The following is a 16,562-nucleotide window of genomic DNA, read 5'->3' as shown; positions in this document are numbered from 1 at the left end:
ATGGATAAGATGGCTCACAAAAAATGTCCTACTTGTGTGTGGAATCAAAACAAAGGTCAAATAATAATTTAACATCCAGTTCTATTTTCCCTTTTCTTTCATCCATTTAGCCGCAATCTTTGCTGCTCCGGCAGCTGTTTCTGCCCAAGCATCAGCACCAATCTCCTCTTGCCAGGCAGGCGTTGTTGGAGCGCCCCCAATTAATACTATATAGTCATCTCGTTTTCCTAAGGCTTCTAACAGCTCAAGAACTTCTTTTTGAGATCCCATCGTGGTCGCCATAAGTGCGGAAAGAGCAATTATATCAGCATTTACTTCCTCAGCTTTTTCAATGAACTGCATAGAGGGAACTTTATTTCCTAAGTCAAATACTTCAAAACCAGAAACTTCCATCATCACTTTGACAATGTTCTTTCCAATATCATGAACGTCCCCAAATACTGTTCCTAATACAACCTTGCCTTTTGTCTTAGGAAGCTCAGTGGATTTCTTAAGTGGTTCTATAAGAATAGAAGTAGCAGCTTGCATCGCTTCGGCGGCAACCACAAGTTCAGGGAGAAAAATCTCCATTTTATCGAATTTCTCACCTATTTGCTCCATCGTAGGGACTAAAACCTCATCGATCGCTTTTAATGGATCAATTTGGGCAATTAAAATTTCTTTTGCCACTTGTTTTGCCTTTTCAGGTTCGTATTTCTCCACAGCATTCTTTAATGCTTCGAAAAGATTCTCCATTTTTAAACACATCCTTAAATTTAAGCTAAAATTTGAGTCCAAGATCTTCAAGTTCTTTTTTGACTCGTGTAAAAATGTTAACGTGTTCTTCAGAGGGCTTAACCGTGTTCAAATCATAGCATTCTTGAAATGTAAGCCCTAGAGGTGGGTTTTTTAAATTTTGTTCATATTTTGACATAATTTTGGTCACTAGGTCGTTGGCATCAGTTCTTTTCAATCCCGTTGCTGCATGGCCAACTTCGCAGCCCATCTTAGCTTCCATTCCAGTATTTCGATCTGGGTATTGACTTTTAGCTGCCGATGCATTATTGATATGACATCCAGAAACAGCACCAGCTATACTCATCGCCGCAACCTCAAGGAAACACATATCTGTACAAGGACCAGCTGCAGTTATAGCCTCTGAAGCAGTAAGCAGATGAGTATTTCGACTAAGAGCTTGACATACAATGCTGGCAATCCAAATGGTTTCAGGTGCCGTACTACAAGAATATTTGAGATGCAGAGGCGGAAAGTCCGAATAAGCGACATTATAAGTAAGGACTCCCTGTAAATGATGTGCTAGGGTAACTATGGCGGTTCCTTCAGGTCCTCCTGCATATCCTCCCATTAACGGCACATACACGCCTCCTATCAAGACAGTATCTTGATCAGAGTAGTATAACGCCTTAGCGAGTTGACTATAATCTGTTTTAAGCTCAGCAAGCGTAGCGATGAGCATTCCATCCACAGGTCTAACGCCAAGTTCTGGTTGATTCATGTTGATATACGAGGCCTCTGACAGAGCGCTTCCTATCAGATTATGAAATCCAATCAAAGGACGACCTGCTCTCTTTGTTCCTTCTTTTGCATAAATGAGATTGTAAGTAGATGCTAAGATTTCAATAGGAGTGCCTGCTCGTGGCACCATTCCAAATATAGTCTTTAATGGATATCCTCCACTTACTGTATCGGCTAATGGTTCTTGTGCAAGACTCTGAACTACTTTTGCATAAATATCCTCAGAGATTTCGCAACCACCTGAAGTTAAACATAAAGGTGGTTTTCTATCTTCAATACGTCTATTAGCCATTACTCTTTCATCAGTTTCAGCTCCGAACGTAATTTGACTTGGTGCTTCATGTAGTGCTAACCTTATCTCATCTTCCTCAAACTTGATTTGTCGATGTGTACTTAAACAATAAGTGCCTGTTTCTAAATAAAGTTCCAAAGCGGCATTAAACACAGCGTCCGCCAAACTATCGTCGGAAGGAACTAAAACCTCTGGATCATATCTTATATCATAATCTTTAATTAATTCTTTGAGTTTTAATCTCATTATACTAAAATCAAAGTCTTTTTCCATACAAATTGGACCATCTTCAGCTCTCTTGATGACGTCTAATAATTTTGATGCATGCATGTACCATATCTTCCTTCATTTCTATTCATATAGCAAGCCTTTCGACTTCTCATCTTATGAACTTAATATTCTTTTTGTTTTGGATATGTATCTAAGGAAAACTAATGCAGTAAACATGTAGTATTATAACAATTTATTCATCATTTTTCCATAAACTATTTGAAATGTAGCTTCCTCTGGATATCAGGGAAAAAGAGTACAGATGAATGTTCAAGCTAAACAGAAATTTCGCTGGAATGATGTGAGTACACTCCGAATAATCGTTTCAATATTGGGTATCCTTGTTGGATTCGCCGGTTTCGAACATGGGTTCTTTGAAATTCTTCAAGGGAATGTCATTCCTAATGAATTTGTCATAGATGCCATTGGTCCAGGGCAGAGGTTTTGGTCTGAGGGAACAGAACCTGCATTCACAATAATTCCAAATTATTTTATTACAGGTATTTTAGCAATGAGTATTGGTCTGTTAATGATTATTTGGGCTGCTCTATTTATTGAAAGGAAATATGGTGTCCGAATACTATTTCTACTGTCAATTACATTATTTTTGGTAGGAGGAGGGTTTGCACCACTACCGGTCGCATTATTAGCTAGTTTTGTTGCAACTAGCATAAATAGTCCCTTAAACTGGTGGCGTACCCATCTCCCTGAGAACATTCAGAACATGCTTGTCAAGCTATGGCCGTGGAATGTCATCGTAGCTGTATTTTTATTTTTGTTTGCTGTTTTTGTCGCAATATTTGGCTATCCCATAATATGGTTTTTGTCTGCTGAACTTACTGTATCATTTAACTTGATTATAGGTTTAATTGACCTTGGTATTATGGTGATTTCTATTCTGTCGGCAATTTCCTATGGTATCCAGAGCTCCCCAGATTCGAATTAAACTGCTTAATGCAAATGAGTTTTTTGCAATTATTTAGGAATGAAAAGTGTGATTCTAATCAGGATTTGATTGATACTTTTTTAAAGAAATTTTATTTTTTGGGTTTTCTAAAAGCCAGTATAAAGTCGTGAACCCTGGAAATTACCATAGTTGTCGGATATCCTAAAGGACGTGTTGTATAATGAGGATGCTCCCATATAATCATGTCTTGATATTCAAAGCCTATCTCTTTGCAGATGTGGATCATATCAATATGTATTGTGATTACTTCTGAACCTCTTCGAGAATCCTGAACTATGACCACAAAGTACTTTCCTTTTTTTAAAACCTCAAAAACAAGTCTATAGATTTTCTCAAGTTCAGAAATAAATTTATTGTAGGTCTGAATATTGCCCAAGTCTCTGGAATCTTCACTATAAATTTTCCATTCTTTTTCAGTTTGTCCTGTATATTTACCGTTTATTCCATGAAGTCCGATCCAATAGGGCGGTGATGTCAAACAAAAATCTACAGATTCTTTTTCAACATGAGAAAGAAGGTTTCTTGCATCATCGTAGATTATTTTATGATCATTAGATATTCTCGTTTTTTCATCAGAGTCGAACCAAGTCTCTATAGGTTTAGGGATTTCTTCCAGTCTTCCCTTAGCAATATTTGACCATTTTTCTGATAATTCTATTCCTAAGGCATCTCTATCTAAGTTCCTACTTACAACAACGGTTGTTCCAATTCCAACCATTGGGTCAAAAACAAAATCTCCTCTCTTAGTAAACATCCTTATCAAACGTTTTGCAACAAAATCAGGAAAGATTGCTGGATGTCCATAATTATTTCTTACTGGTTGTTTAAATCTCCACGCAGATTTTGAGAATTGCACCCATTCTGCCCCAGTAAGGTCATTTAGTCTATTCTCTCTCTTTTTAATTTTTTTATTGTTTTGGTTATTTTCATTCAATTTAATCCTCTACATCTGTCAAGATCAACGATTTTCTTCTTGGCTTTAATATAGATCGTTTTTCATACAATTTTTCATTATATAAAAGACAGTTTTATCACAATAGTATGCGTGAATAATTCTATATACCTTAAGGTTCCCAAGACGTATTGGGAATCATTATGACGAACATTACTGAAATTAGTTCCAAAGAATGGATTAAAGAACATGAACCTATTGATGATTTTCTCGCAAAATAAATGAATAGTGAGCAAGGATGACATGACCCTCTATTTGGATAATTTTGAACAGATACAGAAAGGAATTCAATGGCTAAGAGAGTGGGTAATCTTTGATGAGGAGAAGTTAAAGCGACGGTTAGATCGTTCAATCGAGGCTAAAGAAGAAGATAGCTACAGTATATCTCTCGAAGAACGAATTCACGATCTAGAAATAAAATTAGATATAAAATATACTTCAAGAGATACACTCCCGATTTATGTGTTATCACTCTTCAACGATCCGATTGTTAAGGAATTTAAGAATGCCTCGAACTCCCCCGAGTTCTGGGAAAGTGAGTTATGCGTGAGACCTGAAGGATATTTATTGCATGAAATGGGGCTCTCATCAAATGTTTTTTTTCAAGAGGATATGACTCTCTTTAAGAGAAGTCGAAGCGTTGAAGGACGTTTATCTAATGATGATTATCACATTCCATTGTTGAGATTATTAGTAGCCTTAGAGCCAGAAAATTCTATCACAATAAGTGCCTTAAAATACAGTTTAAGTAATAAACACCATTTACTAGACATTCTTTTTGGATGTAGTTGCATTTTCATTTTAGCATTGATGGAACTTGATTATTCTAACTACATTGACATAATTGAAGATGGTATCAAACACATTAAAGGTAAACAAAACCAAGATGGATCTTGGGGGAAACACAAGCACTATGACGATATGCATTTTGCAATAAAAGCAATATCGAGAATTAATGGAATTTATAATGACTATATAAAGAGAAGTATTGAATTCATAAAAACATCTCAGAATCCTGATGGAAGTTGGGGTGAAAAAGTCTCAATATTTCCAGAGGAGCCTGAAAAAGAGCCCATTTATGTTCATTCCGTTGATAATACTTCATACGCACTATTAAGCCTACTAGCAGTTACTCCGCCCCTTTCAATAACTCAAGAGCAATATCAGTTAGAAAAGATCCAGTACGAACAAAAAATAAATCGGAAAAAGTCAGACTTCATTCATACGTCACCTCTCTATGACACAAAAGATAAGATACTCCATGTTACGACGTTACATGATAAAATAAGTGAAGTATTGAATAACGCAAAACACACGCTTCTCATAATGTCTCCTTACATCGACATGCACTATAAGGAAATTACCAATTTATCAGCACGTAATCCATTACTTGACATACGAATAATCACCCGACCAAAGGATGAGATCGGGGGCGAGCGAAAGAAGATATCAAAGCATGCCATCAATTTGTTGAAAAAAGCAACCAAAGGAAAGCTAAAACATTTGGATATTATTCATTCAAGACTCATAATTGTTGATAATCAAGAAATAATACTTTCCTCCGCTGATTTAACACTGGAAGGATTAGCCGACGAATTTAATGCGGGAATTTATACGAGAGATCCTGAACTTGTTAAACAGTCCATAGACTATTTTGAGAACACTTGGAACTATGAAGATATTGTTGCTAAGATAAAAAATGAAAAACAGTTAGAATATTGAGGTCTTATATTTCTTTATTCCTTTTTTTTAGAATTATAGCTTCTCGAACTGCTCAATGATCTCAAAAAATTCTTGTTTTTCCAACATTGACCTGTAGTTCTCCAGATCTTTGATGAGTCCCTCCATACTTTCAGATTGTTTTGCTAGTTGAAGTACAAAAGCTAATGTTTTATTAATTGCGGTCTTGGTATCAAGAGATACGACTATTTTTTTATTACTGGGAAACAACATCTCACCTCACATTTGTTGATGAATTCCACTATTTTTGTCGTATATCTTAGTATAAATAACTAACGGGAAGAACAGTCAGTTTAAACGAATATTAGGCGAGGAGAGAGACCCAGGTAAAAATGACCCCATCACTTGTTTTAAAAAAACGACAAAATCATGAAAAACATAATATACGGGTATACTCATGATTTATTTTAAATAGAAAATAGGGAGGGACTTCTATGAAGTTAAGCGAATTTTTACTCACCCTAAACAAGAACGAATTAACCAATATTGCTCGGAAAAGTGGAGTAAGTGGATACAGTAAACTCAAAAAGGAAGCACTTATTGATTTGATAGTATCCCACATGAGCAATCCTGAAACCTTGGAAGAGCATCATCTATTCCTTTTAACGCCATCGGCCATAGAACTCTTAAAGATACTCCTAACGGCAGGCGGACGGATGAAAGATGATGGTCTGAGAAAAGAAATGTTGAAAATACGATCTAGCACAACCTACTATAAAGCTCTCAGGGAAGTCCAAGCGTTATCATTGGTATTCGAGGAGTGGGAAGAGGAAGAGAGAGAAGACTATTGGGAAGAGAGCTATTTCTACACAATTCCTGAAGATTTGATCGCCCCACTATCAAAGATAACGGAAACCATTGTTCCAACCACGGTTGATGAGGAGGAAGAAGGGGATATCGGAGAAATAACATCTTTTGACGACCTTCTTGATACATTCTACACGAAGGACGAATTGAAGGAACTAGTAAGAGAAGCGGGACTCAAAGTAAGTGGTAAAAAGGCCGAATTAATCGATCGGGTACTTTATGAAAGCGTGTATGACCTCGATGTACTTCTTGATACCCTTTTCAGCAAGTCAATCCTACGTGAGATATGTTCCTTTCTCGGACTTCCAGTATCTGGGACGAAAATAACGCTCATCCAAAGAATAATCGATAAGGTGCCGCCAAAAAAAGAACGAAAAATGGCTCCCGTCACTCCAACACCAGAAGTACAGCCAGCCCTTGCGAAACCGTCTGTTGCTGCAGTTGAAACCGCTCCTGAGGTGACTCCTGAACCACTCGTAAGAATAAAGTCTAAGCAACTTTTTGAGGATCTCTATGAACTGATGAGACAGCTTCCCGTCGAGAGTTTAAAACTTTCTAGGAAAACAGGAGCAAAGGAAAAAGATATAGAACGATTTGTGTATGGCTCATTACTTACTTGGGGTCAACAAAAGGGAATTAATGTCGACAATCAAGCCGTAGGATTGTTAGGTCCAGATGTCAGGGTGCCAGATATAAGTATCGGAAATTACGATGTGGCCATTGAGTTGAAATATATTTCCGCTGTTGAGGATGCAAGAGCCGCCTTTGGACAGGCGCATGAATATGCAGACCGCTGGAAATATGTTATTCTCTATGTATTCGACCCAAATAACAACTTTACCCCGTCATTAGAGAAAGCACTCAAGAATAATCCGCAGATCAAAGTCATCATTCGAAGATAGAATTATAAACCTCTTTTTCCTATTTTTTTACCATGTATGTTGTCAGATTCAAGGATAAAAGCCTAGAAAAGCGTGTGTATGACTATATCCAAGAAAATTCTGAAGTTGAGATATTTTTAGGCTTAATTGGTTTTTTACGAGGTAGTGGAACAAAAGATATTGAATACATGATTAATGATGTTATTCCTTTTCCAAATCTTAGTTTACGACCTCAGGAAACCGTAATAGTCCCGCAAGTATGGTATGAAACCCTCACAATGTATATCCGATTAAAATTTAGGAAGGCAAACAGTATTCATCGCCCTCTAGGATGTCTTCATTCGCATCCTGGTGAGATCCCCCTACCTACTCCACATGACAAAAACTTCGCCAAGGCTCTTGCTAAAGATGCAGGAAACGCGCTTATGGTAATCGTGGGAAATAATAACCTCATGTATGCCTATAGAGCAGCAACTGATAACGATATGGAAAAAATACGTGTCCACTCAAATTATTTTAGGGTCAGAACTCGCCCTAAAAAGAATCGTTTGTGAAAAAGTATTACTATCTTTGAAACCATCACTAATTAAAAAAAAACGACACAAATCATGAAAAATATAATATACACGTATTTTCATGCCTTCTCAAATATCTCTTTGGCTAATTTTAAAGTATCAACGGCCTGTTTCTTGTCAGGAATGTTTCCTGAATGAACTATATCATTTCTTAAGTCTCTAATATTCTTTATTTCAGTTTCTTTATATACGGGTATTCCCTTTTTCTCAAGCCTTTTTATTTTATCAGGAATACCCTCATCTAGCGGAGGACCCTTTATTCCCAGAGTTTTCATTTTTTCAGTAAGTATTATTTCGTTTGAGGTGTCAGCAAGGATTACCATTACCATCCTCTCGAATTCATTGTCTGGGTTTAAATTTTCCGCAAACTCAAGGATACATCCAGCCCGTTGCAGCGTTATAGGTCGAGCGTCTATTAATTTTTTTACACATTCCTGAGCTAGGCGCACTACTTCAGTGGCAATACCCTTGAAATCTTCTAAGGATATGCTCGGAGTACCACTTATGTAAATAGTGTCAGTTGTGTGTATGCGCACATGCATGTCTTTTTTGTCTTCAAGATTAAGTCTACCATGATAAATAACATATTTACCTTTATCCTCAACTCGATGAGAGTTGAATTTTCTTTCTAAAGCATATTTAAGCCGATCTATGGCCTCTTTTGAAGAAATTCCAGAAACCGTTGCTTGCCTTTTATGGCTCTTATGCGTGCTCATCTTCACACATCTACTTTGTATTACCTATTGTCGACGTAATTAACATAAACTTATGCCATCTATTTAATATACTTTTATTTCGTTGAGTGATAAAATAAGTGACCTAGTAAAGGAGAAAAAGTTTCACCACACAGTTATCTTCTTTATGGAGTGTGTTGTGATGTTTTCTCTTAACTTTCTATCAAGTCACTTTGGATTCTGTATATATAGTATAATAGCGAAGCCACATATCAACCTTATTCTTTATGGAAGCCTAGTGTCCACAAATCCCTCACAGAGTAGCAATGACAAAAAATGCGCTGGCTTTATATACTCTTTTTCATTGCAACAGGTGACTGTTTGCCTCGACAGTTGGACCTATGCCTTCAATACCCCAATCACCCACATTAATTTTGTATAAAAGGCGTAGCAGTCCAACTTCCCCCCTCTCTCAAGTATTACTCAAAACACCTTCATTTATAAAGAAAAGCAGCACCTGGACACAGATCCTGAGTACCAGGACACACTTGAGTATTATTTTGTGTCTTTTTTCGATATAAAATATCTTTCGAGTACACGCAGATAACACTCGAAGAAAGTCGGCTGTTAAGTGATCAAGTAAATAAAAAAAGAAAATTATGTAGGGAGTGATTTTTTCGTGGTTTGTAGACATCGTCTGTAAACTATTTTTGGAAGTTACGACAATTATTTAACTTTAGGAAGTAGCATATGAAAGGTACTCCCTTCACCAATTCGACTTTCCGCCCATATTTTACCGCCGTGCATCGTCACATATCTTTTCGTGATAGCTAGTCCTAGTCCTGTGCGTTCGAACTCGGATGGGAAGTGAACGGATTCAGGAATATCTGCTACGTGAAACGGCTGAAATATCTTTTCAAGATCCTCTTCTGCGATACCTATTCCCGTGTCTTTCACCGTGACGTGGAGGTTTTCTGCCTCTTCCAGTAATGTGATATCGATTGTACCGCCGTCAAGAGTGTATTTGATGGCATTGGAAAGCAGGTTGCCAAAAATCCTATGTATTATTTCTTTATCTAGGTAAATAAAAGGCAACATCTTAGGAGTAGTGAGTTTAAGTATATGCCTGTGTTTTAATGCTAGTGGAAAGACTTCTTTGACAGTTTGGATAGCAACGGTTTTAAGTGAGCCTAACGCCATCTTCGGTTTTATGGTACCTGCTTCTAGGTGAGAGTAATCAAGGAGGTTGTTTATAAGCACGGCGAGTCTTTTAGCATTCCGAGAAATAATCCCTATCCTTCTATTAACATCTGCAGGAAGATTCATGTTTTTACTTGTTATTTCAAGAAGTTCGACATGTGCTTTCAGGGCGCTTAATGGAGTTCGAAGTTCATGGGCAGCTACATTGATGAACTGTGTTTTCATTTGCTCAAGTTCCTGTCGCTCGGTGATATCCTTCGCCACTTCCACAATAGCTACAATGCTTCCCTCAGCGTCTCGTACTGGAGAACTTGTGACCAGGATATGACTACGCCTTCCCTCCGGAAGTATGTTAACTCGTTCCGAAATAACTGTTTTTCCTTCATTAAACACCGTCTCGAAATAACAGTCAGGACAGCGTTCATCTAAACCCTTATACGCTTCGTAACACTTCTTACCGATGACGTCTCCCCAGACGTCCTTCATTGGCTGATTCATCCAGATGATGTCTAAAGCCTTATTTTGGATCGTGATTTGGTCTCCGATTCCAGCCAACATTGCCTTGAGTTTTTCTTCTGATTCTTTTAAGGCCTTTGTTCGTTCCTCAACGATCTTTTCCAGGTTTTCGGCATAGTCTTTCAGTTTTTTTTCCAATAGTTTTCGTTCAGTGATATCTTTAAACACTTCCACAACTGCTACAATGTGTCCCTCAGCGTCTCGTACTGGAGAACTTGTGACTAAAACAGGAATACTCCTTCCATCCAGAAGTACGCTAACTCGTTCCGAAACAACCGTTTTTCCTTCATTAAACACCGTCTCGAAATAACAGTCAGGACAGGGCGCATCTAATCCCTTATACACTTCGTAACACTTCTTATCGATGACGTCCCCCCAGATGTCCTTTATTGGCTGATTCACCCAGATGATGTCTAAATCCTTATTTTGAATCGTAATTTGGTCTCCAATTCCGGTCAAAATTGCCTGCAGTTTTCCTTTCGATTCTTTTAAGGCCTTTGTTCGTTCCTCAACGATCTTTTCCAGGTTTTCAGTATACTCTTTCAGTTGTTTCTCCAATTCCTTTCTTTTCTCAACGATCTTTTCTAGGTTTTCAGCATACTCTCTTTGTTTTCTCTCCAATAGTTTTCGTTCAGTGATATCCTTGCCCACATCCACAATAGCTACGATGTTTCCCTCGGCGTCTCGTACTGGAGAACTTGTGACCAAAATAGGAGTCCGCCTTCCATCCGGAAGTATATCAACTTGTTCCGAAACAACCGTTCTTCCTTCATTAAACATCGTCTCGACATAACAGTCAGGACAGGGCACATCTAACCCCTTATACACTTTATAGCACTTCTTATCGATGACATCTCCCCAAATATCCTTTGCTGGCTGATTCATCCAGATGATGTCTAAAGCCTTATTTTGGATCGTGATTTGGTCTCCGATTCCGGTCAAAATTGCCTGCAGTTTTCCTTTCGATTCTTTTAAAGCCTTCGTTCGTTCTTCAATGTTCTTTTCGAGATTTGCAATATGTTCTGCTATCTTTTCCTCAGTCTGCTTGCGATCAGTGATCTCTCTTTTTATCGCATCCTTTACATCTGTTGGAACATCTTCCCTATCTAAATACTCTTGTAAGTCCGTTTATATCACCCATATCACCGATTTACGACTGCTTCTTGCCCCAAAATAATTCTTAGAACCTTTGCGAGAGATAACAATCAAGAAGAAGAAATACTTGTTTAATAATTTAAACTGAAATATACAAATATATAAGAGTTCTGAGCACACTCTTCGGTGTTTTAGTTTGCTAGTAAAATGCCTTCATATTCTATATTGAAGGACTAAAAGGTCTATATATTGTTTTAAAAGGCAAACTTAGACAGAATGAGAACTCTTAGATCCAATTAAAGTAAAAATCTGCGAAGAAGGCATAATGTCTTTTAAACATCTGGTTGAACTTACCTTCCTATTCGGCTGTATTGATGATAAAATTAGAGATAAGATAATCTGCTTTGATCGTGAGAGAAACCAAATCGCACATAGACTTCTAAAAATGGAAATTCCTTCGCAAAAGCTTAAGCAAATATGTTCACGGGGTTTGCAGTTGTTGGACGCATTGGAAACATCTTTTTCACAGATAATTCCAAAGCCCAAGTTCATAAAAATGAGAGCGTTTAAAATCATATCACTAACCCCTCCTAAATCGGGTACATGAAATCCTGTAAATGTTAGTTTTTCACTTATGTTCTAAGATAAAGTTCTCTTTTTTCGATGTTTTGCGACCGTTATCAAACTATGCAGATCTCAATTCTTAGAGCATTTCAGGATTTTAGTCTAAGTTCCTAGGATGAATTTCTAAAAAACTAATTTGTTAGGAATTACTCTTATCAAAATCGTATCTGACAACCTGCTTATCACTTTTCCCTCAATCTAGGCAAAGTAAAGATGAAGGTGGCTCCCTTGCCCTCTCCCTCTGAATGAACCCAGATTTTGCCTCCGTGGGCTTCAATTAAGCCCTTGGTAACACTGAGTCCTAAATTCGCGCCTCTGAAGTAGGTGGGCTTCTTTATGTCGTCAAAAGGCTGGAAAATCCTTTTCAAGTCCTCCTTTCGGATTCCTATCCCCGTATCGGATACCTGTATATGAATGACATTATCCTCTATTTCCACGCTAAGGGTTATAGTGCCATCTTCCGGTGTGAACATCGTAGCATTGTGGAGTATGTTCATTATTGCTTGCCTGAGCCTAATAGGGTCTCCCCGGATCATTAACAGGCCATTGGGAATTTCTAGGTGTAACTTTTGCTTTTTTTCGTTGATGAAGTCTTTAATGTCCTTCATGCAAATGTCTATTATCTCGGATAAGTTCAGATCCACAAGTTCTAGGTGGAGTTCTCCCGATTCGATTTGTTGGATGTCCAGTAGATCAGTGAGATAGAGAAGCTGGTCAATATTTCGTTTGACTACCTCCACACTCGTTTTGATTACTCCAGGCAATGATCCCAACTTTCCTGAATTGATGTAGTTAATGTATCCCTTAATGGAGATTAGGGGCATTCTAAGTTCGTGGGTGGCTTTATCTATGAACTGGGACCTCACCTGGTCCAGTTTCTTCCGTTCGGTGATATCTCGGGCGATGCCTAACAACAAAGATTGCCCTTTGATTTTTGCAGGGTACGTCCTTAATTCCACTAAAACTTGAGTGTTATCTTTTCGACTTACAATAAACTCATCTGGGCCAGTAGATTCGCCCATAGCATTTTTAACCAGAATGGCAGTCGCTTTTGGGATCTGATCTGGAGGCAATAGATTCAATTTTAAAAAACTCTTATTGATGAACTCTTCCCTCTTATAACCACTTAGTTTTTCTGAGGCTCTATTACCGTCAATGAAATTGCCTTTTAAATCACTAAAATAATACGCATCTGTTGCAAAGTCAAATAATAACTTCAGCTGCTCTTCCGAACTTTTTAGTTCTTCCTCTATCCGATTGAACTCATTTTGTGGTGTTTCTAGTTCAGTAACACGTTGGCGCAATTCCATCAGTTCTTTTATAAATTGCTTCGCTCCTGAGGAATAATGCACAATGGTTTCCCTTAGGTCTTCTATTGAAAAATGTCCGTTTTCATAGGCTTCTACAGCTATTTGTAATATCTCAACTTTTGCAATGTTTTCGTCAGTATCACCTTTTTCTTGAACCTCATTCCAATAAAGAGAGAAACAATCCTTAATAGCAGAGAGAGGAGTCTCTTCTCGTAAAAAATTATTTAATTCGTTACATAATTCCGAATATTGCATGCCGTTCTCCCATCCTCCTATGTTTCCAGTCTACGAATGCGTAGACCACGATCTAGTGCCCTAGCTTCGAGTGCGAATAGCAACTTTCTACCTGTCGACCATTACAACTGCTACCACTAAAAAGTCTTGAAAAGATGATAGTTCTTCTTTGAAAGAGTGTCTTATCTTCAGAGATTCTGTTTCGTCGTATGAACGATGTATTTACTTATTTATGTAATAGAACACGCTTGTCGGTGTCTTAAATAGTTTATAGAAAAATTCTACGCATGTTCTAAGATCGTAAAAGAATAGCAGTCTGAACCTATCACGTGCGGAATAATTCCGGGGAGAAGTCTATTTATTATAACTAACATACTCCTATAGGAGTAAATTCAGTATCGTTTCGATATCAATCAACTAAAAATAGTGTATTCGAGCGTTAATGTGGAGTTATAGTGACACTTCCAAGACAATTTCAAAAATATCAATTTGAAAATTTTGAAATTGGCTTGTATCCACTTTATTTGGTCGAAAAATTCTTATGGAGCATTTCTATGTAATAGTGGGTATCTACATGCCTTGGCCGTATGATCTGGATATAGATTTTCCTGATGAGAATTCAAACGAGTTTTCAGATGAGGCAGTAAAGGAGGATGTTAGGGACTTTTTTACAAATCCAGATCATTTTCTTTATCAAAAATGGGGTGAAAAAGCAAACCACAGCAGAATGGAAGATCCTTATCATAAGAAACAAATTCAAGTGCTTTTTGAAGGAAGAGAATACTGGCACTGGGTTACGGATCGAGCAATAACAGAATTGCTCGAAGAAGGATTCTTAAAAGAAGTAAGAACAGATAATACGATATTTGTTATGAGATCTGATGTCAGGTATTACAAACAGAAGATTAAGAAAAGAATGAAGCTGATTCGCAGATATTCAGATCCGTATATTTCTAGAGGATATGGTGTTTATGCTGAAGACTTATTTCGTATGACTTTGGAAATCGAAGGATTTCGTACTCTTTCAAAAAATACTAATGAATATGATAACTCAATATGGGAAGAGACAGATCACAACCTAGACTTCATTATTGAAAAAGAAGGAATTGTCTACGGCGTAGAAGTCAAAAATACATTGGATTATATTGAACAAGAAGAATTTAATATAAAACTTGAGATGTGTGAATATTTTGGTATTATTCCTTTGTGGATTTTGAGAAATGCACCAGGGCTTCAATTTATGGTTATGAAACTACGAGGAGGCTTTATTATGCGTTTTGGGACACAATTCTACCCACCTGGATTCAGACGTCTCGTGAGAGATATTTGGAATACCATGCGTCTCCCTGTCAATGTATGGAGATCAATTCCAGAAAAGATCATAAATGTGTTTTTGAATTTTCACAGTCAGCAAATATAGTTGTGGGCTCAAGAAAAAATTAGTACCCCCAATAAACACATACTCGTCAGTGCACCCTATAATTTTGAAATTGACCGAAGCATTATTTTGAATTTGGTATCCTGGAAACATGAAATTCACGAAAATGAGTTTTTTGGTTTGTGTATAGATCTCATATTAGTTTTTCAGAAGAACGAAGTATACAACAACGAGGACGTATTTTTTATGGTCTGCTTCGAGATCATCAAAAGATTATAAACTCACTTCTTCTCGAAGATACTCCCATTAAATGGGACTGAAACATGAATGAAAACAAGAAATGATGAAATAGTAAGGTAATTAATGACAGTTTTCACGTAACTATCGGAATATTGATTATACATTTATTGAACAATTTTCGAGGGATAGTTATGATCAATATTGGTATAATAATTTTCGATGGCGCAGAAGAACTGGATTTTGTTGGTCCTTATGAGATCTTTTCTATCATGAACACGCTTGATGATCAGAAAGGGATCAATGTCTTCACAATTGCGGAAAAAAAAGAATTAGTGAAATGTGCAAACAATCTAAAGGTAATGCCTGATTTCTCCTTTGAAGAAGCCCCGGAAATTGATGTGTTACTCATTCCTGGAGGCGATGGAAGAAGAAAGGAGATGCACAACGAAACTCTAAGAGATTTCGTACTAAAAACTGCTAAAACAGCAAAATATACTACTTCAGTGTGTACAGGAGTATTCATTTTAGCAGAAGCAGGACTTCTTGATGGGAAAAAGGCTACAACATGGAAAGGTGTCCTTAACGAACTCGATAACTATGAAAAAATAGAAATGGTCAAGGAACGATTTGTAGTTGAGGGAAATGTTATCACTTCGGCAGGAGTTACTGCGGGCATGGACATGGCACTTTATTTGGTAGAGGTTTTGTTTGGGAGCGATGCTAGAAAATTTGTTGCCGAAGAAATTGAATATAAATACTGAATTGTTTTCATTGAAAACAATTAAAAGTAAAAGTCTATAGCTTTGAAGACAGAGTTTTTAAAGAGCGGAAGCGAATCATGATGAAAGATAACGAATCAAGCACTGGAGAAATGAATCTTAAGAAATTACTTTATGATATTGCATGCCGACCTCTTTGCAGGTTTTATAAAGAAGGACAAGAAGACGATCCAGAGGAAACAGAATGTGGTGCTTGGGAAATTTTAAGTAAGCACATTATAGACGGGTCATTAACTGTCGATGAACTACGAAAATTTTCCGAATCTAGTAAAGATGAAGTTGATATGACTGGAGAAAAAAAGCCACCCTTTGATACACTTGATCAATCGCTTATTAATAAGATATGCAAACCGCTCTGCGAATTTTATGCGGAAGGTCAGGAGCACTGGGAGAAAGACTATCAATGCGGGGCCTATAAACTTATAAAGACTCTCATCACATCAGAAAAATTAAGACTTGAAGACCTTAAGATTAAAAAAGACGATTAAGAAATAATCGATGACGCAGGAAGAT

15 protein-coding genes are annotated in these 16,562 nt (G+C 37.3%); 8 read left to right on the top strand and 7 right to left on the bottom strand.

The window, feature by feature from the left end:
• Window positions 1-81 precede the first annotated feature (81 nt).
• Window positions 82-735, bottom strand: a complete 654-nt coding sequence (locus QVB70_RS05485; protein ID WP_287584177.1) for a B12-binding domain-containing protein — start codon at window positions 733-735, stop codon at window positions 82-84.
• Between the two features lie 25 nt (window positions 736-760).
• The gene (locus tag QVB70_RS05480) at window positions 761-2,137 is read right to left on the bottom strand and encodes a monomethylamine:corrinoid methyltransferase (RefSeq protein ID WP_287584175.1); all 1,377 of its coding nucleotides are present in this window, start codon (window positions 2,135-2,137) and stop codon (window positions 761-763) included.
• 202 nt (window positions 2,138-2,339) lie between these two features.
• Between QVB70_RS05480 and QVB70_RS05475 the strand changes: the two genes are divergently transcribed.
• Complete coding sequence (locus tag QVB70_RS05475; RefSeq protein ID WP_287584173.1) at window positions 2,340-3,023, top strand: hypothetical protein; 684 nt, start codon at window positions 2,340-2,342, stop codon at window positions 3,021-3,023.
• Between the two features lie 91 nt (window positions 3,024-3,114).
• Here the strand turns inward: QVB70_RS05475 and QVB70_RS05470 are convergent, their stop codons facing one another.
• The gene (locus QVB70_RS05470; RefSeq protein WP_287584171.1) at window positions 3,115-3,978 is read right to left on the bottom strand and encodes a DNA methyltransferase; all 864 of its coding nucleotides are present in this window, start codon (window positions 3,976-3,978) and stop codon (window positions 3,115-3,117) included.
• Window positions 3,979-4,239: 261 nt separating this feature from the next.
• On the opposite strand from QVB70_RS05470, the gene QVB70_RS05465 reads away from it, so the two are divergent.
• Entirely contained in the window at window positions 4,240-5,718 is a 1,479-nt protein-coding gene (locus QVB70_RS05465; RefSeq protein WP_287584169.1) for a phospholipase D-like domain-containing protein, read from the top strand.
• 33 nt (window positions 5,719-5,751) lie between these two features.
• Here QVB70_RS05465 and QVB70_RS05460 read toward each other — a convergent pair whose 3' ends face one another.
• Window positions 5,752-5,949 carry a hypothetical protein gene (locus QVB70_RS05460; protein WP_287584168.1) on the bottom strand — a complete coding sequence of 66 codons (198 nt, stop codon included), beginning with the start codon at window positions 5,947-5,949 and terminating at the stop codon, window positions 5,752-5,754.
• A 221-nt stretch (window positions 5,950-6,170) separates the two neighbouring features.
• On the opposite strand from QVB70_RS05460, the gene QVB70_RS05455 reads away from it, so the two are divergent.
• On the top strand, window positions 6,171-7,445 hold the full coding sequence (locus tag QVB70_RS05455) for an SAP domain-containing protein (RefSeq protein WP_287584166.1): 1,275 nt from the start codon (window positions 6,171-6,173) through the stop codon (window positions 7,443-7,445).
• A gap of 32 nt (window positions 7,446-7,477) precedes the next feature.
• Window positions 7,478-7,978, top strand: coding sequence for a hypothetical protein (locus QVB70_RS05450; protein ID WP_287584165.1), 501 nt, complete (start codon window positions 7,478-7,480; stop codon window positions 7,976-7,978).
• Window positions 7,979-8,058: 80 nt separating this feature from the next.
• On the opposite strand, the gene QVB70_RS05445 is transcribed toward QVB70_RS05450, so the two are convergent.
• Together QVB70_RS05445 and QVB70_RS05440 are read right to left on the bottom strand one after the other, a co-directional pair.
• The gene (locus tag QVB70_RS05445) at window positions 8,059-8,715 is read right to left on the bottom strand and encodes a hypothetical protein (protein ID WP_287584163.1); all 657 of its coding nucleotides are present in this window, start codon (window positions 8,713-8,715) and stop codon (window positions 8,059-8,061) included.
• Window positions 8,716-9,399: 684 nt separating this feature from the next.
• Window positions 9,400-11,334, bottom strand: a complete 1,935-nt coding sequence (locus tag QVB70_RS05440; protein WP_287584180.1) for a PAS domain-containing protein — start codon at window positions 11,332-11,334, stop codon at window positions 9,400-9,402.
• A gap of 475 nt (window positions 11,335-11,809) precedes the next feature.
• Between QVB70_RS05440 and QVB70_RS05435 the strand changes: the two genes are divergently transcribed.
• Complete coding sequence (locus tag QVB70_RS05435) at window positions 11,810-12,091, top strand: hypothetical protein (RefSeq protein ID WP_287584161.1); 282 nt, start codon at window positions 11,810-11,812, stop codon at window positions 12,089-12,091.
• 199 nt (window positions 12,092-12,290) lie between these two features.
• Here QVB70_RS05435 and QVB70_RS05430 read toward each other — a convergent pair whose 3' ends face one another.
• Window positions 12,291-13,673, bottom strand: coding sequence for a PAS domain-containing sensor histidine kinase (locus QVB70_RS05430; protein ID WP_287584159.1), 1,383 nt, complete (start codon window positions 13,671-13,673; stop codon window positions 12,291-12,293).
• A gap of 553 nt (window positions 13,674-14,226) precedes the next feature.
• Between QVB70_RS05430 and QVB70_RS05425 the strand changes: the two genes are divergently transcribed.
• The 3 genes from QVB70_RS05425 (at window position 14,227) to QVB70_RS05415 (ending at window position 16,537) form a co-directional block, all read left to right on the top strand.
• On the top strand, window positions 14,227-15,072 hold the full coding sequence (locus QVB70_RS05425) for a hypothetical protein (protein ID WP_287584157.1): 846 nt from the start codon (window positions 14,227-14,229) through the stop codon (window positions 15,070-15,072).
• Window positions 15,073-15,461: 389 nt separating this feature from the next.
• Window positions 15,462-16,031: a DJ-1/PfpI family protein gene (locus QVB70_RS05420; protein ID WP_287584156.1), complete on the top strand. Its 570-nt coding sequence runs from the start codon at window positions 15,462-15,464 to the stop codon at window positions 16,029-16,031.
• A gap of 77 nt (window positions 16,032-16,108) precedes the next feature.
• Window positions 16,109-16,537: a hypothetical protein gene (locus QVB70_RS05415; RefSeq protein ID WP_287584154.1), complete on the top strand. Its 429-nt coding sequence runs from the start codon at window positions 16,109-16,111 to the stop codon at window positions 16,535-16,537.
• The last annotated feature ends 25 nt before the right edge of the window (window positions 16,538-16,562 follow it).

This window comes from Candidatus Borrarchaeum sp. (assembly GCF_019058535.1).
Lineage (GTDB): Archaea > Asgardarchaeota > Sifarchaeia > Borrarchaeales > Borrarchaeaceae > Borrarchaeum > Borrarchaeum weybense.
This window is presented reverse-complemented; position numbering and strand designations above follow the sequence as displayed.